The following is a 22,940-nucleotide window of genomic DNA, read 5'->3' on the forward strand; positions in this document are numbered from 1 at the left end:
GTTCCGTTATCACGTTCAAGGAACAATATGTTCAAACATTAGGTGGAACCACGATGATTCGTCCTAGTATCTAGACAGATACTAGGGCTTTTTTATTTGTCCGGTTCTTCAATCAATCAAAATAAAGGAGGATTTCCATGTCAATTCAAATTACTTTTCCTGATGGCGCCATTCGTGAATACGAGGTAGGTGTGACAACCTTTGATGTTGCAGAAGGAATTTCAAAAAGTTTAGCTAAAAAAGCGCTAGCCGGCAAATTTAACGGTGAGCTGATTGATTTAAACCGTGAAATTGAAGAGGACGGTACAATTGAAATTGTAACTCCCGATCATGAAGATGCTTTAGGCATTTTACGGCATTCAACGGCGCATTTAATGGCCAATGCACTACGCCGTTTGTTCCCTCACATTCATTTTGGTGTGGGTCCGGCAATTGATTCAGGTTTTTATTACGATACCGATAACGGTGAAAATCCAGTAACAGTTGAAGATTTGCCAGCAATTGAAGCGGAAATGATGAAAATCGTAAAAGAAAATAATCCGATTGTCCGCAAGGTGCTGACAAAAGAAGAAGCGCTAGAAATTTTTGCAAGTGATCCTTATAAAGTTGAATTAATCAATGAAATGCCGGCTGATGAAATTATCACTGCGTATGAACAAAAAGACTTTATTGATTTATGTCGGGGACCTCATGTACCGTCAACAGGCCGCATGCAGATTTTCCAATTGCTCTCAGTGGCCGGAGCATACTGGCGGGGTGATTCCAATAATCACATGATGCAACGAATTTACGGGACAGCCTTTTTTGATAAAAAAGCTTTGAAGGAATTTATCAAAATGCGAGAAGAGGCTAAAGAAAGAGACCATCGTAAATTAGGCAAAGAACTTGATTTATTTATGGTGTCTCAAGAAGTCGGCTCTGGTTTGCCTTTCTGGTTGCCAAAAGGAGCAACGATTCGTAGAACAATTGAACGCTATATTACAGATAAAGAAATCAGTTTGGGTTACCAACATGTTTATACACCAATCATGGCAGATGTCGAGTTGTATAAAACTTCTGGTCACTGGGATCATTACCATGAAGATATGTTTCCGCCGATGGATATGGGAGACGGGGAAATGTTGGTTTTACGTCCAATGAACTGTCCTCATCATATGATGGTTTATAAAAACGATATCCATTCTTATCGGGAATTGCCAATTCGGATTGCCGAATTAGGTATGATGCACCGTTATGAAAAATCTGGTGCTTTATCTGGCTTGCAACGGGTGCGGGAAATGACGTTAAATGATGGGCATACATTTGTGCGTCCAGATCAGATTAAAGATGAATTTAAACGGACCTTAGATTTGATGATTAATGTGTACGCTGATTTTAACGTGACTGATTATCGTTTCCGTCTGAGCTATCGTGATCCTAATAATACGGAAAAATATTTTGACGATGACGCCATGTGGGAAAATGCCCAAAAGATGCTGAAGGAAGCCATGGATGATTTAGAGCTGGATTATTTTGAAGCCGAAGGAGAAGCGGCCTTCTATGGTCCAAAATTAGACGTCCAAGTTAAAACTGCGTTAGGTAATGAAGAAACTTTATCAACTATTCAATTAGATTTCCTATTACCAGAACGGTTTGAATTAACTTATGTCGGTGAAGATGGCGAAAATACTCATCGGCCTGTGGTCATTCACAGAGGAATCGTTTCTACAATGGAACGTTTTGTCGCCTATCTGACTGAAGTTTATAAAGGCGCTTTTCCAACTTGGTTGGCACCAATTCAGGCAACAATTATTCCAGTTTCCGTTGAAGCCCATAGCGATTATGCTTATGAAGTGAAAAGACGGTTGCAAGAGCAAGGTCTGCGGGTTGAAGTCGACGATCGCAATGAAAAAATGGGTTATAAAATTCGGGCGTCGCAAACGCAAAAAATTCCTTATCAAATTGTTGTCGGCGATAAAGAGCTTGAAGAAGTGACTGTCAATATTCGTCGCTATGGCAGCAAAGAAACAGCCGTTGAAGATTTAAATGTTTTTGTTGAATCAATGGCAGCAGATGTCAAAAACTACAGCAGAGTCTAAGATTTTTTAGCAAGTGTAGCGGTGACATTAGTCAAAACAGAAGAGAAATTCACGAATACTATCTAAAAAGAGCAATCAAGGTTGTCGATTTGTTTCGAGGATTTACTGGGTCGCAAGAACAAATGTACTTTTTGTTTTGCGGCCCTAGTGAATTACAGAGACAAATACAAGATACTTCGGGATTTCATCTGTTAAAAAAGACTAATGGCACAGCTACGCTTTTTTTAGTTATCCACATCAACAAAATTTTTATTTTGTTTCACAAACGCTTGACAGTCTTAAAAATTGATTTAGCAAGCTTTTTTTGGAAATGAAAACTTGTCGCTGTGTAACTGTGAAACATCCGAGAACGGACAAAATTTTTAAATATTTATTTATTCCTCCTTTAAGGCTTTTTTCTTAGGGGAAAATTCGCTACAATAAGACAGGTATTTGTAGAAATTTTGGAAAGGTGGATACAATGAAAAAAAATGATAAGTTTGACACGAAGGCCTTCGTGGGCAAACTGATTTCGGGGGGCGAGGAGCCACAGCAAAAACCCGGCAAACGATCACATATTCCTTTCCGCTTAAATTTATTATTTCTAGTTATTTTTGGATTGTTTGTGGCGTTGATTGCTCGCTTGGGCTACGTCCAAATTATTGAAGCTTCCAGTATTGAAGCGCAAGTCGATACCTCAGACACTGTTGAAATTACTCAGAGCTCACCGCGGGGCATGATTTACGATGCAAGCGGCAATGTTTTGGCTGCTAATACAGCAAACAAAGCCATCACCTATACTCGTGGGAATAATGTTTCCTCCGCTTCTGTTTTGACAATCGCTCAACGAGTGGCTAATCTGATTTACGTACCCGTCGATGCAGATTTAACCGAACGGGATTTGAAGGATTATTTCTTGGCCAATTCGGACAATTATGATGCCGTAGTTGCCTCCATGACCGATGCTGAAAAACAAGATGAAAATGGCGATGAATTGGGCACCAGTGAAATGTATGCCGCTGTGGTGGCAAAAGTTTCAGCTGAGCAAATTGTGTTTTCCGATGAAGAATTAGAAATTGCGACAATTTTTACTAAGATGAATGAAGCGTCTGCTTTGAACACAATTTTCATTAAGAATACCGATGTTTCTGATGCCGAGGTGGCTATCATTGCTGAGAACGAAGCAGAATTAGATGGCGTATCAACCGGCACCGACTGGGCTCGTCAATACACGGACAATGCAAATATTCGCGGGCTTTTAGGAAATCTGCAGGATGGGCTTTTAGCGGATACAGCTGAACAGTATTTATCAGAAGGTTATCTACTGACAGATCGGGTCGGTAATAGCAATCTTGAGTTACAGTATGAAAATGTTTTACAAGGAACCAAATCAAAATACACGGTTAACCTAAATTCTGATGGCTCGATTGAATCCCGTACGCAGACGGAAGCTGGTACAAAGGGCAATAACTTGATGCTGACGATTGACAGTGATTTTCAAAATCAAGTGCAAAGCATTGTTGAAACAACTTTCAACAGCATTGCCGGCTCAACGGGACTTTATTCACCAGGAGCTTATGTTGTTGTAATGGATCCTAACGACGGCTCCGTTCTGGCAATGGCAGGAGTTTCCCATGAAGAAGAAACTACGACAACGTCGGCTGATATCACAGGAACTTATTTGAACCAGTTTGTACCAGGGTCAACAGTCAAACCTGCGACAGTTGCTTCAGCCTATGAAAATGATTTAATTTCCGGCAACCAAACGTTAGTCGATCAGCCGATTCGTTTAGCAGGGACGGCTTCAAAATCTTCTTGGTTTAATAAATCTAGTACGATGAACATTACGACTGAACAGGCCTTAGAATATTCTTCCAACTCTTACATGATGCAGCTAGCTTTAAAAATGATGGGCTTAGAATATACCTCGGGCATGAATCTGCCGTATGCAAATTCTGATACGCAGGAAAATGCTTATGCAAAATTGCGGGCAACTTACGCTGCTTTTGGAATGGGCGTATCAACTGGTTTAGATTTACCAAATGAAAATACGGGGTACGTGCCGACGAACTTTGAAGATATCGATGCCGGTAATATTCTCGATTTATCCTTTGGTCAGTTTGATACCTATACAGCGATGCAATTAGCTCAATATGTTTCGACAGTTCACAATTATGGAAATCGTGTCCAGGCCCATGTAGTCGATGGCGTGTACGGCAATGATGCTTCAGGAAATATTGACACCAATAATTTGATTCAAGATCTAGGCGGCAATAGTCTGAGCCAAATCAGTGATTTGAGCCAAGCTGAGTGGGATATTATTGATACAGGTATGTACAATGCGGTTCACGGCTCTAGTAGTTTAACGACTGTGCGAGCTTTGCAGGCGTCACCAGTTACGGCTTATGCAAAATCCGGGACTGCTGAAACGGAATATATTACTGCAAACGGAACGACTGTCAATACAGACAATAGTAATCTGGTCGTATACACACGAACGGATGATGGTAATGACATCGCAATCTCGGTTATCTTACCGCAGTTAACGACTGCCGGGGGGGAAAACACCAGCATTGCCTTACAAATTTTAAACGCTTATTACAATTCAGAAAGCTAAAGCGTTACAGGTTGGCACCTAAGTATCTCAAGACAAAAATTTCTTTTTGTTGGGTACTTAATGTGCCAACCTATTTTTTTATATTTTTAGCTAAACTTTGTGGAGTTCAGTTTGATTAATTGCATTTATGAAGAAGATGGAAGAAAATATAGTAAATTTTAGGAAATGAGGAATTCACATGAGTATCTATGAATATCAGATAAAAGAAGTCTCTGGCACTGAAAAATCTATGGCCGATTATAAGGGGAAAGTTTTGCTGATTGTCAATACAGCAACCGGCTGCGGTTTCACACCGCAGTATGAAGGATTGGAAAACTTATATAAAGAATTTGAAGACCAAGATTTTGAAATTCTGGATTTTCCCTGTAACCAATTTGGCCATCAAGCACCAGGTTCCAATGAGGAAATTGTCGAATTTTGTCAACTCAACTACGCAACCACCTTTGAAACCTTTGCAAAAATCGATGTCAACGGTAAAAACGAAGCGCCATTATATCAATTTTTGAAAAAAGAACAGGGTGGTCTGGCCGGCAAAGCTATCAAATGGAATTTCACCAAATTCCTAGTCAATAAAGACGGTGAAGTCGTTGCCCGCTACGCACCCACTGTAAAACCAGAAGAAATCAAAGCAGATATTGAAAAACTACTTTAAAAGCATACATTTATTCGTCAAGTAAAACTACTTAACAAAATTTATTAAAACACTGGTATTCTTCCCTTGTTCATGATAATATATTAAAGTCTGAGAGCAATCTTAGTTGACTCTAGAAAACAAGGGGAGGGAAAATCATGCGCGTAAACATTACATTAGAATGTACTTCTTGTAAAGAACGTAACTACCTAACAAGCAAAAATAAACGTAACAACCCTGATCGCTTGGAAAAGAAAAAATATTGCCCACGCGAAAGAAAAGTTACTTTACACCGCGAAACTAAATAAGCTATTTAGTAATCTGCTGAAACCCTTCTGCTATAAGGGTTTCAGCTTTTTTATTTTCTTAAATTGCTTACTGAATCCTAACCATCGAAAATGAAATAAAAGCTCTGTCTCGGCAATTCTTCGCAAGATAAAGCCACAGCAACCTTCTTATCAAGAAAATTTGATAACTTTGCTGTTGTTTTTCAGATAAAAATAGATTGAGCTCTTGCTTATATTCGATTCTCAGTAGTTTGGCCATTTCAATGGTTTCTTGATATTCTTTTCGTTTTTCGGAGGTAGAGGCAATCTGCGGTTCCTCTTTAAGCGAAAGCTTTTTGGAAGTGCTTTTTTGTAAGTCGGCAGGTGAAGTATCCTTTGGAGTAAAGCGATCAAAGATTTTAGTAACACGAGTTTCCACATACTTCGCCCCGACAATCTCGGTATAAAGCTGGATGCCATTGCGCTCAAAAAGCTTTAAAGCGATTAAGTCCTCCATTGCTTGACGCACGCTTTCCGGTGATAAATTTTGATGGCAAAGTTTAATGATAATTGTTTTGCGGCTACCGTCCGCATTTTTAAATTGTAAATGTAATTTTCGCATGATGTGCACTCCTTTTTATACAAAATCGAGTCCTCACTATATACACAACTTCAGCGGCGGAAAAATCAACAGGAAAATCAAAATAATTATTTGTCGCAACTTTTTTATTTCTCTTTGGCAGGCATAATTTCTTTTTAAATAGAATTTATCATCAGAATTTTATAAAACAAATTGATTTTGTTTATCTGCTTGGTTGCATAAAATTGTTTTTTAGAGACTGATCTATATCAAGATAAATCGGAGCCTTTTAATCAAAGCTATAAAGAAAATTCTTAAGGCATTCCTATTTTTTAAATCCCCTAAATCCCAACCACCACAGCATCCAAAATATCTTCCAACCCACAAAAAAAGCTGAACTCCACTAAAAGTGAGCTTCAGCTTTTTTATTTTCACACCGCCAGCAGTGTGTTAGCAATTTCTGCTTCCAGTTCTTGTTGTTGAGTGGCGGTTAATTTATCTGAGGTGCGGATGACAATTGTGCCGTAAAGATTGTGCGACCCCGAATTAATCGGGCCGCCATCGAAAATGGCGAGATAATCATTTCTTTTCGTTGCATCCTCAACGTTGGCGTAGACCTCGATAGCGCCGCCAGCTTCGGTACCTTTTTCAATCAGCGTATTTCCATAGACTTCATCTTGATTAATCAATGGAGAGCTAAAATAAATAGTAGCAGTATATCCACCAGGTTTATTGAGATTTCCGTTAGGGTCGTCGGTTTCAGTGACGGGTTGGTAGCTGGTCATGGAGGTTGCTAATAAGGGTGCAATTTTTTCAACAATAAATTGCTCAGTTGGTGCTGTGACTTGTTTGAGCTGAATAATGCTGACATTTGCAGCAGTCGTTTTAATTTTTAAATCATGGAGAAACTCTGAATAGTCATAGGGAGTTGCTAATTGTTCAGAAAGGGTAATAATTTCAGCGGTGCTGTCTGGTAGCTCTGGAATCTTGTTTTGCGCTGATGTTGCGTTTTCGATTGAAAGCTCCAATGCGGTAAAAGTTTCAGAATCATAGGGCTGTTCACCAGAATCTAAAACAGTTTGGGCAGCATCAATGGCTGCTGTCAGCTGGTCATTGTCTGCTTCTCTATCGGCTTTGACTGCATCAAACTCTGAAATGGCCTCTTGGTGAGGTAATTGAATATTGTTATACCAGTAAAAGGTTCCACCTCCAAGCAGCAAAAGAATTAACCCAGCTATACTTAAAATAACCCATTTTCTCTTTTTCATGATATTTCCCCCAATCTCTCATCCTATTCTTTAAAATAATTTTAGCATATTCAGTCGCTTCAATAAGGTTTTTTCTCGCGAGGAAATAAAAACTTTTCAGTTCGAATAAAAATTCTCACAGCTGAAACAAAAATTTTTCGGAAAAATTAGTTTAAAAAACCTGTTCATCATAAAAACGAGAGTAGTTCGATTATGAAAATTTGATTAAATTTTTAAATGTGTTTTCTAACTCTAAGGATTGTGATACAATTTTATTCATAAAAAGAGTAAAGGTTGGAGAAAATGGCTATTATTAATGGGATTCGAGATTTTTTATGGGACTATATTATTATTGCACTTTTATGTTTTTCAGGAATTTATTTTTCATTCCAGACTCGCTTTATTCAATTTAGAAAATTGAAGGAGAGTTTCAAATTAACCTTTGGCAATATTTCCTTTCGAGGAGACAAAGCTGGTGAAGAGGGGATGACCTCTTTTCAATCGTTGATGACGTCGATTGCAGCGCAAATTGGTACCGGAAATTTGGCGGGTGTGGCAACAGCAATGGTTATGGGCGGCCCAGGTTCGGTTTTTTGGATGTGGATTAGCGCAATATTGGGGATGGCGATAATTTATTCGGAAGCAACTCTTTCGCAAATTTTTCGAACGAAACGGGGCAATGAAGTAGTCGGTGGGCCGGTGTATTATATTAAAGCTGCCTTTAAAGGACAGCTGGGAAAAGTATTAGCAGTTGTCTTTGCGATTTTATTAATTTTGGCGCTGGGTTTTATGGGCAATATGGTGCAGGCAAATTCAGTTGGTCAAGCCATGGAGGCGGCCTTTGGAGTGCCACCGCTTTTAACGGGAACGTTATTAGGCTTAGCTAGTCTTTATGTTTTTATTGGCGGAACAGAGCGAGTGGCAGCCGTTACTGAAAAAATCGTACCATTGATGGCGGTCTTTTTTGCGGTTGTTTCCATTATTGTAGTAATCATTAATTTTAGAAGTATTCCTGAGGCGCTGAAAGATGTCTTTGTGGGAGCTTTCAAACCAGAAGCGGTTCTGGGAGGTGTACTTGGTGTCGGTGTCAGAGAGAGCATTCGTTTTGGGATTGCCCGGGGTTTGTTCACCCATGAGGCTGGGATGGGGTCAACGCCCCATGCCCACGCCCTTGCCAAAGTTTCCCATCCATCAAAGCAAGGCTTAGTGGCGATGATGGGAGTCTTTATTGATACGATTATTCTGCTGCCGATGACTGTTTTTGTTATTTTGACAACCAATTCATTAGGTGTGATGGAAAACGGCGCTTTTCTTGACGGAATTGAATTGACTCAATATGCCTATTCGCAAACTTTGGGCGGGTTTGGTTATCCCTTCATTGCAATTTGTGTGACATTGTTTGCATATGCTACGTTAATTGGCTGGTACTTTTTTGGAGAAGCCAATATAAAATATCTGTTTGGGAAAAAAGCCGTGCCCATCTATGCCGTTTTAGTAGCGATTTTTATTGCAGTAGGGAGCTCTTTAAAAGTCGAATTTGTCTGGAGTATGGCAGATTTGTTTAATGGCTTGATGATTATTCCAAATATTTTGGCCATTTTAGCTTTGACAAAAACAATCAAGAAAACAACGGTTGAGTATGATTCTTTAGATTAAATCATTTGTTCATAGCACAAAACAATTTGCTGATAAATGTTTTGACTTCAAAGGCATAACTGTGTATCCTAAATGCATGGAAACTCATACTGGATTACTTACACATATCAAAGTGTTCAGAGAGAAGCCCTATGCTATCACTGGAATGTTAATTTGGGAAAACGACGAATGTATCAATTGCGTGATTAAAAATAAAATTTTCGCAAATTACGTTTTGTCGCTGCCGATGCACAAGTATACAATCGAAGTGAAAGGGAAATATAATGAGCGTGGTCAATTTAATGTCAAGCATATGCGCATCATTAACATAGATAGTTATATCGCTTTAATCGGAACACCGGAATAAAAGGAGCCTGCGACGCGTTGCGACAGAAGAATTTCTGCTGTAACAGTGTTGCGGCTTTTTTATTTGTCAAGCTAATTTGTAAAACTTAACAAGAAAACGCTTACCTTAAGTTTTAGAGATGAGATTTCAATTTTCTTCACAAATAGTTTGTAATAAAATCTTTATCGTGGTAAGGTTATTGATGTAATAGAATTTGATTGTGAAATTGGTTTATCATTAACGAATAATTTTTGATGCTTCTTCTTACACTTCATGATTATATTGCAAATAAGCACAATTGATGTGTATTTGGAGGTACTTATTATGAATAACGGTACAGTAAAATGGTTCAACCCAGACAAAGGCTTTGGTTTTATCACTGCAGAAGACGGAACAGATGTGTTTGCTCACTTCTCAGCTATCCAAGGTGACGGATTCAAAACTTTAGATGAAGGTCAAGCTGTTTCTTTCGATATCGAAGACGGTCAACGTGGCCCTCAAGCGACTAACATCGTTAAAGGTTAGTTTGTTAATTCCTTAAGAAGATCAGCGATGGTCTTCTTTTTTTAATTTGAAATGGAGGAGTATTGAATGGCAAAGACTTATGGTAATCAAGAACCGATTCCTTCCGCATTGGGACAAAAATTTGCGGTGGGGGAAACTGTGATGATTGAGCAAGATCACAAGAGCGAAGCTGTGGTAATTGTCCGCCTGTTAACCAACTCAGCGATTGTCAGCCTTGATAAAAGCGGCTCGAATGAATACGAGCAGCTGAACAATAAAACAGTAATCAATTATTCCCGAATTAAAAAAATTAAATAGCAAGTCAAAAAGCCGCTACTTGATGTGAATCAAGTAGCGGCTTTTTTTGAGGTTAAGTAAATTATTTTTTTATTCCGCTCCTAAGATAGCTTCCCGCACATCATTAAGCATCATCTGCGTTGCAATTGGGCCGGTATATTGCCAGCTGTGATTGGAATCAAAGGAGAAGACTTGATTGTTGGCAACAGCGGGAATATTTTGCCACGCACTTTCATTATAAAGGGCGGCTTCTTCATCACTATCAACTAAAATTAAATAATCAGCATCCAATTCAGCTAAAGCTTCTGTGGAGATAGCAGACCAGTCAGCAGTGGCGCTTTCGGAAATTTCAGCGACAACATTCGGGACTTGAAAGCCTAAGTCTTCATATAAAAGTGTACCACTCGCCCGATTTTCTGCTACCACAAAGGCGCTATTGTTAGTGACCCATAAGACGGCAATTGATTTTTCACCAATTGCATCTGTCAATTCATTTTTTAATTCTTCTGCATCTGTTTGATATTGGGCAATTGTCGTTTCGGCTTGTTCTTCTTTACCTAAAACGCTGGCAATATCCAGATAAGTATCCTCCCAAGTAACGCCGTCGCCATTTTCAACGACATAAGTAGGGGCAATCTGACTGTACTGTGTATATTTATCGCCTTCGACTAAATCAGAAGAGCTAACAAATAATAAATCTGGTTCAAAACTCAACACATCTTCATAAGGCATGTCGTAATTTAAAGTGGGAATGTCGGTCAAATAGTCCTGTAAATAACTTAAGACACTCCCAGAGCCGACTGTCCATTGCGCAACTGGCGTCACATCTAAAGAAACTAAATAATCTTCGAGATAAGTTCCAATCACTCGTTTTGGATTAGTTGGCACAGTTAAAGTGTGATCTAAATAATCCGTGACTTCTTTAGTTGACGCATCAGTCGAAGTCTCGGTGGAGGAGGCTGTTGAATCGGTACCCGTTGAACAAGCTGTTAAGCTGAACAAAATAAATCCGGCAGCTAAAATAGCTGTGAAATTCTTTTTTTTAATCATGTATAAACTCCTTTGAAATAATTGAGAACTATTCTCATTTGTTATTATCAAATTTTTCATTTTAAAAGTCAATAACTTTTTTTCTGCTAAAACTATTGACGGCATGCTTTTTTCGATGGATAATTGAGAATGATTTTCAATAAAAGAGGGTTTTCATGACAACTTTAACAGCAAACAGTCTCTCCGTGGGCTATCAAAATAAATTAATCATCCAAGAATTATCCCTGTCCTTTCCAAAAGGAAAAATCACCAGCTTAATCGGGCCAAACGGCAGTGGCAAGTCGACTTTATTAAAAGCACTAGCCCGTGTGTTGCAACCAAGGCAAGGGGATGTTCTTTTAGAAAATAATTCGATTTTTCAAATGAGTACAAAGAAAGTTGCAAAAAAAATTGCCTTGTTAGCTCAAAGCAGTGAGTCCGACACAGGCTTAACCGTGCAAGAAGTCGTTTCCTTTGGCCGCTATCCGTATCAAAAAGGTTTTAGCAGTTTTAGTCAAAAGGATGTAGAAAAAATTCAATGGGCTTTAGCAGTCACCAATCTTTCAAAATTGGCTGACCGGAGTATGCAGACCTTATCTGGAGGTCAGCGGCAAAGAGTTTGGATTGCGATGGCCTTGGCGCAGGATACTGAATTTTTAATTTTAGATGAGCCGACAACTTTTTTAGATCCTGCTCATCAGCTGGAAATTTTATTATTGTTGCAGGAAATTAATCAAGAACACGGTAAAACGATTATCATGTCGATTCACGATTTGAATTTGGCTTCGCGATTTTCTGACCAAGTGTTAGCTTTAAAAAGCGGCACACTACTGCACACAGGCACACCTCAGCAGGTGATTACAGAGGACAACTTGTCGGAGGTTTTTGAAATCCAAGCCGAGATTATTTTGAATCAAAAAACGAATAAACCAATCGTTTTAGCCTACGACTTGCTTAAAGGGCGTGATCAAGATGAGTAGACGAATAAATTGGCGCCTGCTACTATTTTTTTCACTTATGTTAATGGTTGTGGTTTTTCTTATTTCTTTGAGATTTGGTGCTTCGCAAGTCAATACCACGACAATTGTAAAAAGTTTTTTGAATTTTGACAGCGGCATTCAACAAGAATTAATTATCCGTGATATTCGTTTGCCCCGCACCTTAGCAGCGTTTTTAGTAGGCACTTGCTTAGCAGTTGCCGGCGCCATGATGCAAGGCGCTACCCGCAATTTACTGGCTGATTCGGGTCTGTTAGGAATCAATGCCGGGGCAGCGTTAAGTATGGCGTTGGTGTTTGCTTTTTTCTCCCGCAGTAATTATTTAGTGATAAGTCTGGCCGCTTTTTTTGGAGCGGCGTTGGCGACTGGTTTAGTTTACTTAGTGACCCGCTATGCCAAAGGCGGCATGTCGCCGCTGCGTTTGATTCTTGCAGGGACGGCAATCAACTCCTTGCTGACTTCATTGAGCCAAGCGATTTCGCTATCTTTTAATCTATCACAGGATTTGGCGTTTTGGTTTGTCGGCGGAGCGGCCAATGTGACTTGGGCGCAGTTAAAAATTGTCGGTCCTATTTTTTTCGTGGCGCTAATTGCTAGCTTTTTCATTGCGCCAAGCATTACGCTATTGAGTATGGGAGATGAGACAGCAATCAGCTTAGGGAAAAATCCCAGTCGTATTCGCGGGCTGACGATGGTTGTGGTTTTATTTTTAGCGGGCATTGCCGTTTCTCTGGTGGGTTCAGTCAGTTTTATCGGTTTGATTGTGCCGCATTTTGTCCGCAGTCTTGTCGGCTATGATTATCGTCTGGTAATTCCTTTTTCAGCCATTTTCGGTGGACTTTTAGTGACGATAGCCGATGTCTGCGCCCGCATGGTCAATCCACCCTTTGAAACGCCGTTTGGAATTTTGGTCGCTTTAATCGGCGTACCTTTCTTACTTTATCTAGTTTGGAGGGAAAGCTGATGTCAAAAAAAGTTTTTGCAATTAGCAGTTTAAGCTGTTTGATTTTACTGGTATTTATTATTTCTTTATTGAGTGGTAGCAATCAATTATCATTGGAAACTTTTTGGCAAATTATTCAAGGCGGCGGCACGGCGACTCAACGTCTGTTGTTAATTAATTTTCGATTGCCCCGTACACTGGTGGCTATTTTAGCTGGCGCCGGCTTGGCCTTTGCTGGTTTTTTATTACAGGGAGTCACCCGCAATGATTTAGCGGATTCAAGTATTTTAGGCATCAATAGCGGGGCTGGTTTATTCGTCTTATTGTATCTCGGCTTTTTTAGCGATGGCAGCCGGCCATGGCTATTACCATTATTTGCTAGCTTGGGCAGTTTATTGGCTGGCAGTGTCGTTTATCTGACAGCCCACCGCCGTCACGGAGGCATCACTGTCAACAGGCTTTTGTTAGCAGGGATTGCAGTCAATGCTGGCATTTCAGCGTTGACCTTGTTTTTGACAGTCAATATGTCAGAGCAGACCTATAATTTTGTGACCTCTTGGCTCGCTGGCAGTATTTGGGGTGTGTCTTGGCAGTATGTGTTGATTTTGACAGTTGCTTTGATTATTTTACTGCCTATTACGTTGACTCAAATCAAAGCTTTAGAAGTTTTAGGCTTTGGCGATGAAGCGGCGATTAGTCTAGGGGTAAAAATCAAAAATTTACGGCAGGTCAGTTTATTATTGGCCATTTTAATTGCAGGCTGTTGTGTTTCAATGGCCGGCAGTATTTCCTTTGTTGGTTTGTTAGCGCCCCACGCAGCCAAACGCTTGCTGGGTTCTGCTAAAATCAGCACCTATCTCACTAGTGGCTTAATCGGCGCACTATTTGTTTTAGCCGGTGATACTTTAGGGAAAAATATTTTAGCCTCCGGAGAAATCCCCGCAGGAATTTTAGTTGCCTTAATTGGAGCGCCATATTTTGTCTTTTTATTAATGCGCAAGAGTTATTAACCTTCTGAAAAATAGTTAGACCTATCTGGAGTATAATTTTTTGTGGGAATGGCTGAAATCATGAATTGATTTTGAGTTCACAAAACAAAGTTATACTGTAAATTCACGGTACGGAGACTAACTGTTTTTCAGTTTTTTTATTTTTTTTTATAGAAGGTTTGCGGAAATTCCGGTTTTTAGGTACTATTCTTGAGAGAGGTGAGGGAATGGATAAAAAAACAGTTAGAAAATTTGGCATCCAGCGTCTGGATAAGTTGGCTCACCAGCCGGAGAACAAACAAGCAAAAGAAGCGAGAATTTATCAAAAATTGTTCGCCAGTGATCAATGGCGTGGAGCCAACTCAATTGGCATCACCTTTTCGACAACAGCCGAACTAAATACCTTGCCGATTATTGAAGCGGCTATGAGGGCTGGCAAGAAAGTCGCATTACCAAAGACTTATCCCAAACGGCAGCTGCATTTCATCGAGATTTCTGAAGAAACGGAATACAACGTAAGCAAATTTGGTATTAAAGAACCATTACATACAGATATTTTTTTTGATAAGCCGGACTTATTAATTGTCCCAGGTGTCGTCTTTAAACCATCAGGTTATCGAATTGGCTTTGGCGGCGGTTTTTATGATCGTTTTCTGACAACTTTTAAAGGGCAGACAATCAGCTTGGTTTTTACTGAACAGCTTTGTGATGATTGGCAGGCTGAGGCATTTGACTTGCCGGTTGACCTGCTGATTACAGATGAATAGAAAGAAGGAATGGGTTTGAATTATCAACAACAAATGCAGCTGAAGCGTTGGCTGAATAAACCATTTATTACGTATGCTTTAGTAGCGATTGAAGTGTTAGTCTTTGTGATTGGCTGGCTGCTTCCGAGTTTGAATTTAGTATATAGCGGCGGAATGAGCCGCTACGCAATTATCGAATTCCATCAATATTGGCGTTTTGTGACGCCGATGTTTTTACATTTTAATTTAGAACACATTGTCTTCAATATGATTGTGCTGTACTTTTTAGGAAGACAAATTGAAATGCTATTTGGTCATGGCCGCTTTTTAGCTATCTTTTTCTTCAGTGGGCTCTTAGGCAATGTATTTTCCTTTGCTTTTAATAATCCGAATGTTCTTTCAGCTGGTGTCTCGACTGCCAACATGGGACTTTTTGGCGCATTTTTAGTCTTTGGGTATCATTTTCGCAATAATCCGGCCGTGAGTGTGATGATGCGCAACTTTATTTTATTGGTTTTTCTCAATTTAATTTCCGGATTGTTTATCAATGTCGATTTTTATGGTCACTTAGGGGGCTTGCTTGGCGGCGCGTTAACTGCGGCAATTATCGCCTTGCCGAAAAATCGCGGGAATTTTTCGATTCATCTCAGAATAATCAGCGGTGTCATTTTTATCTTTTTATGCATAATCTGTGTTTTGGTAGCTTTAAAAAGTTCCGGTTTACTTGTATAATAGCTAAGGACGTGGCTTCTTATGAAAACTTTATATGATGTGCAGCAGTTATTTAAACAATTCGGTATTTATGTCTATGTCGGCAAGCGAATTTATGATATTGAATTGATGCAAATTGAATTGCAGAATTTGTATGAGGGCCGCTTGATTGAGCGGGAGGTTTATCTGACGGCTTGGCGCATTTTGAAAAGAGAGCACCGTATTGAAGAATCTAGACAAGAGGAGAATTTGTAATGACGAAAAAAATCATTGGGATTGATTTAGGCGGCACGACAGTGAAGTTTGCTATTTTAAATGCGGCCGGCGATATCCAGCAAAAATGGAGTATCGACACAAATATTTTAGACGATGGCAGCCATATTGTGCCAGATATTGTCGAATCCATCAATCATCATCTCGGTTTATATGACATGCAGCCGCAGGATTTTGTTGGCATTGGCATGGGGACTCCCGGTAGTGTGGACCGACAGGCGGGGACTGTAATCGGCGCTTATAATTTAAATTGGACAACCTTGCAAAATGTTCGCCAACAAATTGAAACAGGCACAGGTATTCGTTTTGCGATTGATAATGATGCCAACGTGGCAGCTTTAGGTGAACGCTGGAAGGGCGCTGGTGAAAATAATCCTGATGTCGTCTTCATTACTTTAGGCACTGGTGTCGGCGGCGGTATTATCGCCGAAGGAAAATTATTGCACGGGGTAGCTGGCTGTGCCGGCGAAATTGGTCACGTAACGGTTGATCCAAACGGTTTTGAATGTACCTGTGGCAAAAGAGGTTGCTTGGAAACAATCTCCAGTGCAACAGGCGTTGTGCGGGTTGCTCGGCAATTAGCCGAAGAATATGCCGGAGATTCTCAACTGAAGGCAAATTTAGATGATGGCCAAGCCGTTACTAGTAAAGATGTTTTTGAAGCGGCTCAAAGTGATGATCCCTTTGCTTTAATGGTCGTCGATCGGGTTTGTTTCTTTTTAGGCTTAGCCTGCGGCAATTTAGGAAATACATTGAACCCGGCGAGTATTGTGTTGGGTGGTGGCGTCTCAGCTGCCGGCGAATTTTTGCGAGTTCGGGTGGAAAACTACTTTAAAGAATTTACTTTCCCGCAAGTCAGAGAGAGTACACAAATTAAATTAGCCCAATTGGGTAATGATGCAGGCGTCATCGGTGCCGCTTCATTAGCTTTAGATTTTGATCAGGATTAGAAGGAGCGTTTTAAAATGAATTTATGGTATTTGAATTTTTTCCTCTTAGGACTTTTAGTTATTTGGGGAGCATATGAAGGCTATTTGCGTATAATGGCTAAACGGTCAGCCACCTGGTTAAATCAAGATGAATTTCGTGAAGGCTTGCGAAAGGCCCAAGTGATTGATGTCAGACAAAAAGATACGTTTGATGCGGGTCATATTTTAGGCGCTCGTAACTTACCTTATACAATGATTAAGGATAAAAGTTATCGCCAGCAATACATCGATTCTTTAAGAAAAGATCAACCAATCTATATTTACGATCAGCGAAAAGCGTTGAGTATTCGCATGGCCAATCAACTGAGAAAAGCTGGCTTTAAAAATTTATTCTTATTAAAAGAAGGCTACGATGGCTGGGAAGGCAAAGTTAAAAAGAAAAAAACTGTTTAACAGTTGTCGTCGTTTTAAAGACGAAGGATTCGTCAAGTTTTTAAGTTTGAAGTTCAACTTTGTTAGAATAAAAAATTTCGACATAATTCAAAGAGAACCAGCCTAAAAAAACAGGCTGGTTCTCTTTATCTGATTTTAGTATAATAGAAGTTGCATTTATTTTTCGATAAGAATTGCCCGCACCGGACATTTTCGGTAGGCTTCTAAAAGTGCCGGTCTAGCTGCCTCAGCGATAAATTGCTGCTGGGCCTCTGGTTCTTGTTTAAAAAGTACAATGCCATCATCATCATAATCAAAAATTTCTGGGGCCACGATTTGACAAAGTCCGCAGGCGATACATTTTTCAGGTACAATCAGACACTTCACAGATTTTCCAACCTTTCAAGGGGTGTATTATGGCTAAAACTATTTTACTCTTGTTTCAAGCTGGGAACAAGCTTAAGGAAACGACTTTGTTTCATTTGTTAAAAGGGAAAGGTTCGACTTCGGTATTGCTCTTTGGTTTTTTTCAGCAAAATCTAAACTTCTTTGGCATTTATCCAAAGCTTTCCCAAGAGGACTATCAGCAGCTGCTTTTCAAGCTGCTTGAAAAAAAATATCTCATCCGCAGCGGGGACTATTTAGAATTAACAGCATTAGGAAAAGCCGTTTTAGAGGAGCTTTTGATCCAGTACCCCTTGGAACACTTTAATAGTTACATTTATGGCCGGTCGGAGGAGGAAATGTGGCGCAGTGTTAAATTAGCGGTGCAGGTTGTTTCTCAGCTGAGCTTCCACAACAATCAATATGTTCCGATTGAAAACAATCCTCTGTTAATCAACCAGCAGAAAAAATGGTTGAAAAAAGTTTCTAAAGAAACCTTAATCAAACAGCTACCACAAGAATTAACAGAAATTTTTGCGCAGATGCCCCAAAAAACGGCTGATTTTTTGGCTCGTCAATTCAGCGGGTATCAGCTGTTAGGCTCGCTACCATTTCAATTGTCAGGACAATCGAATGGACCACTGGCTGCTTTAAGCGCCCGCAGCCAGCTGCATTATTTTTTTGAGCTGATTGAAAAAACGCAGCCGCCGCTTTTAAGTGATTTACTGGCTCCTTTTAATTTACAAAATCTGAATCAAAGTATGCAACAAACTAAATTTTTAGCACAACAGGGAAAGACACCTGCTGAAATTGCCGCCAAGCGCCGCTTAAAGATCGGCACTATTAACGACCATTTGATTGAATGGGCCATTCAAGATTCAGATTTTCCGACAGCTGACTTTGTGCCAGCCTCTGTAAAGGCGGAATTAGCGAAGCTTTCTTTGCCGCCTGACACTTGGAATTATAAGGAGCTTGCGGGTAGTGGTCAGTTGGATTACTTAGCTTTTCGCCTGTGTCAAATTGATTTTTTCAAAAAGAAGGGGTAGGACTGTGGGGCAATCACTAGAAAAAATTTTACAGAAAAAATTTCAGCTGCAGCAGTTTCGCCCGGGGCAAAAGGAACTGATTACCGCCTTATTAAAAGGCAAAAATGCTCTAGGAATTTTGCCAACCGGAAGCGGCAAGTCTTTATGTTATCAATTTAGCGGCTATCTGTTAGCTGGAAGCACCATTATTATTTCACCGCTGATTTCCTTAATGGAAGACCAAGTGTTACAGCTGCAAAAGCAAGGGGAAAAGGCGGTGATCGCCTTAAATAGCTCCAATAGCTTTGCCGAAAAAAAATGGCTTTTGGAACACTTAGAGAAATTTCGTTTTATTTTTATGAGTCCAGAAATGTTTTTGCAGCCACAGGTTTTACAAAAGGTGCAGCAACTGACACTTGCCCAACTAGTGATTGATGAAATCCACTGTGTCTCTTTGTGGGGCAATGATTTTCGGCCAGAGTATCGTCAATTGGCGCAGGTCCTGCAGCAATTAGACAATCCTTTACTATTGGGATTGACGGCCACGGCAACACCAAAGGTTATCGCCGATATTCAGAATTTATTTTTTTATGATGATTCTTATGTTTACCAAGGGTCAGTCGAGCGGGATAATATTGCCTTATTTGTAGAAAAAACGGAAGATAAGGCTGCTACCTTAAAAAAATTTGTACATAAAACAGCCGCTCCCGGCATTATTTATTGTGGGACCCGTAAAATGGTGGAGGAAATTTATCAAGAATTTAAGCTATATTTGAGAATCGGCTATTATCATGGAGGCCTGGCTAGTAATGAACGCAGGCAACTGCAACAGCAATTCACCGAAGGACAACTGGACTGGCTAGTAGCTACCAATGCCTTTGGAATGGGCATTAATAAAGCCGATATCCGCAGTATCATTCATTATGATTTGTCCGACAGTTTAGAAAACTATGTTCAAGAAATTGGGCGGGCTGGTCGTGATGGTCAGGCCAGCCAAGCGATTTTGCTGTATCAAACTGGCGATGAAAGTCTGCATTATTATTTTCAAAAACAGCGGCAAGAGGAACGAAGAGTCTTCCAATTTTTAATTCAGCAACCAAATGTTGATGAAAGTAATTTTTCTGAATTGCAACGCAAGTGGTATGCTGAAAGTCAGATGGAAGAATCAGCAGCGATTATCCAGCGCTTGACCCAGCATGAATCTGATAAATTTTCGCAGCTCAATCACATGCTGGACTATATTCAAGCAAGCGGCTGCCGCAGAGCAAAAATGCTTGCCTATTTTGATGAAAGCTTGGCGGAAATTCCTAGAAATTGTTGTGATTTTCATCAGGCTAAGCTACTGGAAAAGTCAACGGAAGTTTTTACAGCTGAAAAGACATTGCCTAACTGGCAGGAGGTTTTGCTAAAATTATTTAAAGAATAAATTAATCTGAAAATCTAAAGGACAGAGATTTGTGGGATATGCTATAATAACGAACGACAGTATGAAGGCTCATTCAAATTAAGAGTCTGCTGCTAGCAACATCAGCATGTATGAAATTTTAAAAATGATGATTCATTTAAATAGAGAGAAATCCTTTATGACAACTGGGAGGTAAAAGAAACTTGAGCAAGAAAGACAAACAAGGCGGCAAAGGCAAAAGTGAAAATTCTGAAAAAAAACCATGGGAACAACCCATCTATGATACTGATTATGAAGTGACTGGCTCCCGTAGCCAGCATCGCAAAAAGAAAAGCGGTAACGTGCTTTTTGTAAAATTATTATTGACCATGTTGGCATTGATGGCTGTGATTATTATCGGCTGGCTCGTATTTTTACGTTATGACAGTAGTAATTCTACCACTCCAGCTACCTTAGGAACTTCGACCAGTAGTTCTCAAGTAACTAGTGATACCACGACTTCATCACAAGAAACAGCGGCAACTGAGTCTAGCGAAAACATGACAGAAACTTCTGAATCTGAAAGTGACGCTACGGATAGTAATGATACCGACAGTGAAGCAGTTTATGCAACAGTTCAAGCTGGCGACGGACTGTATGTCTTTGCTCAACGAAATGGTGTTTCTTTAGAGACTGTTTATGAGTTAAATGACTTAAATGCAAACTCCGTGATTATGCCAGGGGATGAATTACGGATTTCCTAAGAAGATGGGTGCACAATCAATCATTTTGAAGAGACAGCGTCTTGTAAAAAGATGCTGTATCTTTTTTGTTTTAGTTTAAAAGAGGAGTCGAATCATGAAAAAATTCAATATCGCAATCGATGGCCCAGCGTCATCTGGCAAAAGTACTGTCGCAAAAATTTTGGCAAAAAAATTGGACTTTATTTATATTGACACGGGGGCGATGTATCGCAGTGTGACTTATCTGGCTTTGAAGCATCATGTCGCTTTAAATAATCAAGCGGGCTTGGTGGAATTAATTGAGCAGTATCCAATTCGTTTTAAACAAGGAGAAAATGGCCAATTGGTTTTTATTGAAGAAAAGGATTGTACCTTGGCAATTCGGCAGCCGGAGGTCACGAATGCTGTGTCAGAAGTTTCTGCACAAGCCTTAGTCCGAGAAAAATTAGTTTTTCAGCAGCAGGAGATGGCCGAAGATGGCGGAGTTGTGATGGACGGACGAGATATCGGAACACAGGTATTGCCGCGAGCAGAAGTCAAAATTTTTCTTATTGCCAGCGTGACAGAGAGAGCTGAGAGACGCTATAAAGAAAATATTGAAAATGGGATTGAGACACCATTCGATATCTTAAAAACAGAAATTGAAAAACGAGATTTTTTAGACTCCACCAGAGAGGTTTCCCCATTAAAACAGGCAGAGGATGCGGTGTTATTGGATACAACAGGCTTGACGATTCCTCAAGTAGTAGAAAAAATTGAGGAAATAGTTACAGATAAGGGCTTTTAATAGCAAAAAGCTGTCGCAAAAATTACAAAGTTAAGAAATTTCCAGAAATCGCTTTATTTTTTGACAAATATCAATTAAACTAGTAATAGAGTGTTATTTTGGACATCTGTTGGTTAGGAGGATCAATGTCATGACAGAATTTGATGAAAAACAAGATTTAGGCAATGAAACGATGGAGGATGCTTTAAGTAGTTTCCACGAAGTAAAGGTCGGCGATATTGTTAAGGGTGAAGTTTTAGCAATCGAAGACAAACAAATTATCGTTGGGATAGAAGGTGCCGGGGTAGAAGGCGTGGTCCCAGCAAAAGAACTATCGACATTACCTGTGGATGACATCAATGAACTTGCAAAAGTTGGCGATGTTATGGAATTGGTGGTAATTGCCCCAATTGGTAAAGACAAAGAGAACGGAAACTATTTGTTGTCTAAACGTCGCATTGATGCGAAAAAAGTTTGGGAACAAATTGAAGAAGATTTCAAAGCAGGTAAGATTCTAGAAGCACCTGTTACCAATATTGTTAAAGGTGGTCTAGTAGTTGATGTCGGCGTACGTGGGTTCGTACCAGCATCAATGGTTGAAGATCATTTCATCGAAGATTTTTCAGACTACAAAGGACAAACGTTGACGTTGAAGATTGTCGAAATCGAACCTTCAGAAAATCGTTTGATTCTCTCCCATCGGGCAGTTGTTGAAGCTGAAAAAGAAGAGAAAAAACATGAAGTATTAGCAAATCTTGAAGTGGGTGCAACTGTTGAAGGAACAGTCGCTCGTTTAACTGACTTTGGAGCCTTCGTTGATTTAGGCGGCATTGACGGATTGGTTCACGTATCCGAAATTGCCCACAATCACGTAGACAAACCAAGTGATGTTTTATCTGTCGGGGATAAAGTCAACGTGAAAATTTTGGCGATTAATCCTGACGAAGAAAGAGTGTCACTTTCTATTAAAGACACCTTGCCTGGACCTTGGTCAGACATTGAAGATAAAGCTGCAGCTGGTAGCGTGCTAGACGGTGTTGTAAAACGTCTGACAAGCTTTGGCGCCTTTGTGGAAGTATTCCCTGGTGTAGAAGGCTTAGTGCATATTTCACAAATTTCCCATAAACATATTGCAACACCTCATGAAGTGCTGCATGAAGGGGACGAAATTCAAGTGAAGGTCTTAGAAGTGAATCCAAACGAACATCGGATTGCTTTAAGCATTAAGGCTTTGGAAGAAAAACCAGAGGATTCAAAGGTGGAAGACCCAGAAGTTGAAAGCTATGAATTGCCAGAGGAAAATACTGGCTTTACCATGGGGGATATTTTGGGGGAAGCTTTAAAGAATCAAGATTCTGAAGATTAAACTGATTGCAGACCAGATGGCTTTCACAAGCTGTCTGGTTTT

General features: G+C 39.9%; 24 protein-coding genes. 20 read left to right on the plus strand and 4 right to left on the minus strand.

Annotated elements, in window-relative coordinates; translation table 11 throughout:
* Positions 1-137: 137 nt before the first annotated feature.
* The 4 genes from thrS (at position 138) to rpmG (ending at position 5,613) form a co-directional block, all read left to right on the plus strand.
* Entirely contained in the window at positions 138-2,078 is a 1,941-nt protein-coding gene (gene thrS, locus ORH16_RS05180) for a threonine--tRNA ligase (protein ID WP_265456874.1), read from the plus strand.
* A gap of 460 nt (positions 2,079-2,538) precedes the next feature.
* Positions 2,539-4,674, plus strand: a complete 2,136-nt coding sequence (locus tag ORH16_RS05185) for a penicillin-binding transpeptidase domain-containing protein (RefSeq protein WP_265456875.1) — start codon at positions 2,539-2,541, stop codon at positions 4,672-4,674.
* Between the two features lie 178 nt (positions 4,675-4,852).
* Positions 4,853-5,326, plus strand: coding sequence for a glutathione peroxidase (locus ORH16_RS05190; RefSeq protein WP_265456877.1), 474 nt, complete (start codon positions 4,853-4,855; stop codon positions 5,324-5,326).
* Between the two features lie 137 nt (positions 5,327-5,463).
* Entirely contained in the window at positions 5,464-5,613 is a 150-nt protein-coding gene (gene rpmG / locus ORH16_RS05195) for a 50S ribosomal protein L33 (protein ID WP_010753318.1), read from the plus strand.
* Between the two features lie 67 nt (positions 5,614-5,680).
* On the opposite strand, the gene ORH16_RS05200 is transcribed toward rpmG, so the two are convergent.
* Both ORH16_RS05200 and ORH16_RS05205 read right to left on the minus strand, forming a co-directional pair.
* Entirely contained in the window at positions 5,681-6,193 is a 513-nt protein-coding gene (locus tag ORH16_RS05200; RefSeq protein WP_265456879.1) for a DUF2922 domain-containing protein, read from the minus strand.
* Between the two features lie 389 nt (positions 6,194-6,582).
* The gene (locus ORH16_RS05205; RefSeq protein ID WP_265456880.1) at positions 6,583-7,419 is read right to left on the minus strand and encodes a hypothetical protein; all 837 of its coding nucleotides are present in this window, start codon (positions 7,417-7,419) and stop codon (positions 6,583-6,585) included.
* A 282-nt stretch (positions 7,420-7,701) separates the two neighbouring features.
* Between ORH16_RS05205 and ORH16_RS05210 the strand changes: the two genes are divergently transcribed.
* From ORH16_RS05210 to ORH16_RS05220, 3 genes are all read left to right on the plus strand, one after another.
* Positions 7,702-9,054, plus strand: a complete 1,353-nt coding sequence (locus tag ORH16_RS05210; protein ID WP_265456881.1) for an alanine/glycine:cation symporter family protein — start codon at positions 7,702-7,704, stop codon at positions 9,052-9,054.
* A gap of 649 nt (positions 9,055-9,703) precedes the next feature.
* Positions 9,704-9,904: a cold-shock protein gene (locus ORH16_RS05215; protein WP_265456883.1), complete on the plus strand. Its 201-nt coding sequence runs from the start codon at positions 9,704-9,706 to the stop codon at positions 9,902-9,904.
* A 66-nt stretch (positions 9,905-9,970) separates the two neighbouring features.
* A complete protein-coding gene (locus ORH16_RS05220) occupies positions 9,971-10,201 on the plus strand; it encodes a hypothetical protein (protein WP_265456885.1) in 231 nt (76 codons plus the stop codon).
* A 69-nt stretch (positions 10,202-10,270) separates the two neighbouring features.
* Here the strand turns inward: ORH16_RS05220 and ORH16_RS05225 are convergent, their stop codons facing one another.
* Complete coding sequence (locus ORH16_RS05225) at positions 10,271-11,230, minus strand: ABC transporter substrate-binding protein (protein WP_265456886.1); 960 nt, start codon at positions 11,228-11,230, stop codon at positions 10,271-10,273.
* A gap of 155 nt (positions 11,231-11,385) precedes the next feature.
* Between ORH16_RS05225 and ORH16_RS05230 the strand changes: the two genes are divergently transcribed.
* From ORH16_RS05230 to ORH16_RS05265, 8 genes are all read left to right on the plus strand, one after another.
* Positions 11,386-12,189 carry an ABC transporter ATP-binding protein gene (locus tag ORH16_RS05230; RefSeq protein WP_265456887.1) on the plus strand — a complete coding sequence of 268 codons (804 nt, stop codon included), beginning with the start codon at positions 11,386-11,388 and terminating at the stop codon, positions 12,187-12,189.
* On the plus strand, positions 12,182-13,171 hold the full coding sequence (locus tag ORH16_RS05235; RefSeq protein WP_265456888.1) for a FecCD family ABC transporter permease: 990 nt from the start codon (positions 12,182-12,184) through the stop codon (positions 13,169-13,171). Before ORH16_RS05230 ends, ORH16_RS05235 begins: the two co-directional genes overlap by 8 nt.
* Entirely contained in the window at positions 13,171-14,160 is a 990-nt protein-coding gene (locus ORH16_RS05240) for a FecCD family ABC transporter permease (RefSeq protein ID WP_265456889.1), read from the plus strand. The genes ORH16_RS05235 and ORH16_RS05240 overlap by 1 nt, the downstream gene beginning before the upstream one ends.
* A gap of 206 nt (positions 14,161-14,366) precedes the next feature.
* Positions 14,367-14,906 carry a 5-formyltetrahydrofolate cyclo-ligase gene (locus tag ORH16_RS05245; RefSeq protein ID WP_265456890.1) on the plus strand — a complete coding sequence of 180 codons (540 nt, stop codon included), beginning with the start codon at positions 14,367-14,369 and terminating at the stop codon, positions 14,904-14,906.
* 9 nt (positions 14,907-14,915) lie between these two features.
* Positions 14,916-15,617, plus strand: a complete 702-nt coding sequence (locus tag ORH16_RS05250; RefSeq protein ID WP_265456892.1) for a rhomboid family intramembrane serine protease — start codon at positions 14,916-14,918, stop codon at positions 15,615-15,617.
* Between the two features lie 21 nt (positions 15,618-15,638).
* The gene (locus tag ORH16_RS05255) at positions 15,639-15,851 is read left to right on the plus strand and encodes a YqgQ family protein (protein ID WP_265456894.1); all 213 of its coding nucleotides are present in this window, start codon (positions 15,639-15,641) and stop codon (positions 15,849-15,851) included.
* Positions 15,851-16,819: an ROK family glucokinase gene (locus tag ORH16_RS05260; RefSeq protein ID WP_265456895.1), complete on the plus strand. Its 969-nt coding sequence runs from the start codon at positions 15,851-15,853 to the stop codon at positions 16,817-16,819. Before ORH16_RS05255 ends, ORH16_RS05260 begins: the two co-directional genes overlap by 1 nt.
* 15 nt (positions 16,820-16,834) lie before the next feature.
* Positions 16,835-17,251, plus strand: a complete 417-nt coding sequence (locus ORH16_RS05265; protein ID WP_265456896.1) for a rhodanese-like domain-containing protein — start codon at positions 16,835-16,837, stop codon at positions 17,249-17,251.
* Positions 17,252-17,407: 156 nt separating this feature from the next.
* On the opposite strand, the gene ORH16_RS05270 is transcribed toward ORH16_RS05265, so the two are convergent.
* Positions 17,408-17,617, minus strand: coding sequence for a ferredoxin (locus ORH16_RS05270; RefSeq protein ID WP_265456897.1), 210 nt, complete (start codon positions 17,615-17,617; stop codon positions 17,408-17,410).
* A 29-nt stretch (positions 17,618-17,646) separates the two neighbouring features.
* On the opposite strand from ORH16_RS05270, the gene ORH16_RS05275 reads away from it, so the two are divergent.
* From ORH16_RS05275 to rpsA, 5 genes are all read left to right on the plus strand, one after another.
* Entirely contained in the window at positions 17,647-18,660 is a 1,014-nt protein-coding gene (locus ORH16_RS05275) for a helix-turn-helix domain-containing protein (RefSeq protein WP_265456899.1), read from the plus strand.
* Positions 18,661-18,664: 4 nt separating this feature from the next.
* The gene (locus ORH16_RS05280; protein ID WP_265456901.1) at positions 18,665-20,065 is read left to right on the plus strand and encodes a RecQ family ATP-dependent DNA helicase; all 1,401 of its coding nucleotides are present in this window, start codon (positions 18,665-18,667) and stop codon (positions 20,063-20,065) included.
* A 182-nt stretch (positions 20,066-20,247) separates the two neighbouring features.
* Positions 20,248-20,787, plus strand: a complete 540-nt coding sequence (locus ORH16_RS05285) for an SAG1386/EF1546 family surface-associated protein (RefSeq protein ID WP_265456903.1) — start codon at positions 20,248-20,250, stop codon at positions 20,785-20,787.
* Between the two features lie 94 nt (positions 20,788-20,881).
* Positions 20,882-21,553: a (d)CMP kinase gene (gene cmk / locus ORH16_RS05290; RefSeq protein ID WP_265456904.1), complete on the plus strand. Its 672-nt coding sequence runs from the start codon at positions 20,882-20,884 to the stop codon at positions 21,551-21,553.
* Between the two features lie 130 nt (positions 21,554-21,683).
* Positions 21,684-22,898 carry a 30S ribosomal protein S1 gene (rpsA, locus tag ORH16_RS05295; protein ID WP_265456905.1) on the plus strand — a complete coding sequence of 405 codons (1,215 nt, stop codon included), beginning with the start codon at positions 21,684-21,686 and terminating at the stop codon, positions 22,896-22,898.
* Positions 22,899-22,940 lie beyond the last annotated feature (42 nt).

Source organism: Enterococcus sp. HY326 (assembly GCF_026157065.1).
Classification (GTDB): domain Bacteria; phylum Bacillota; class Bacilli; order Lactobacillales; family Enterococcaceae; genus HY326.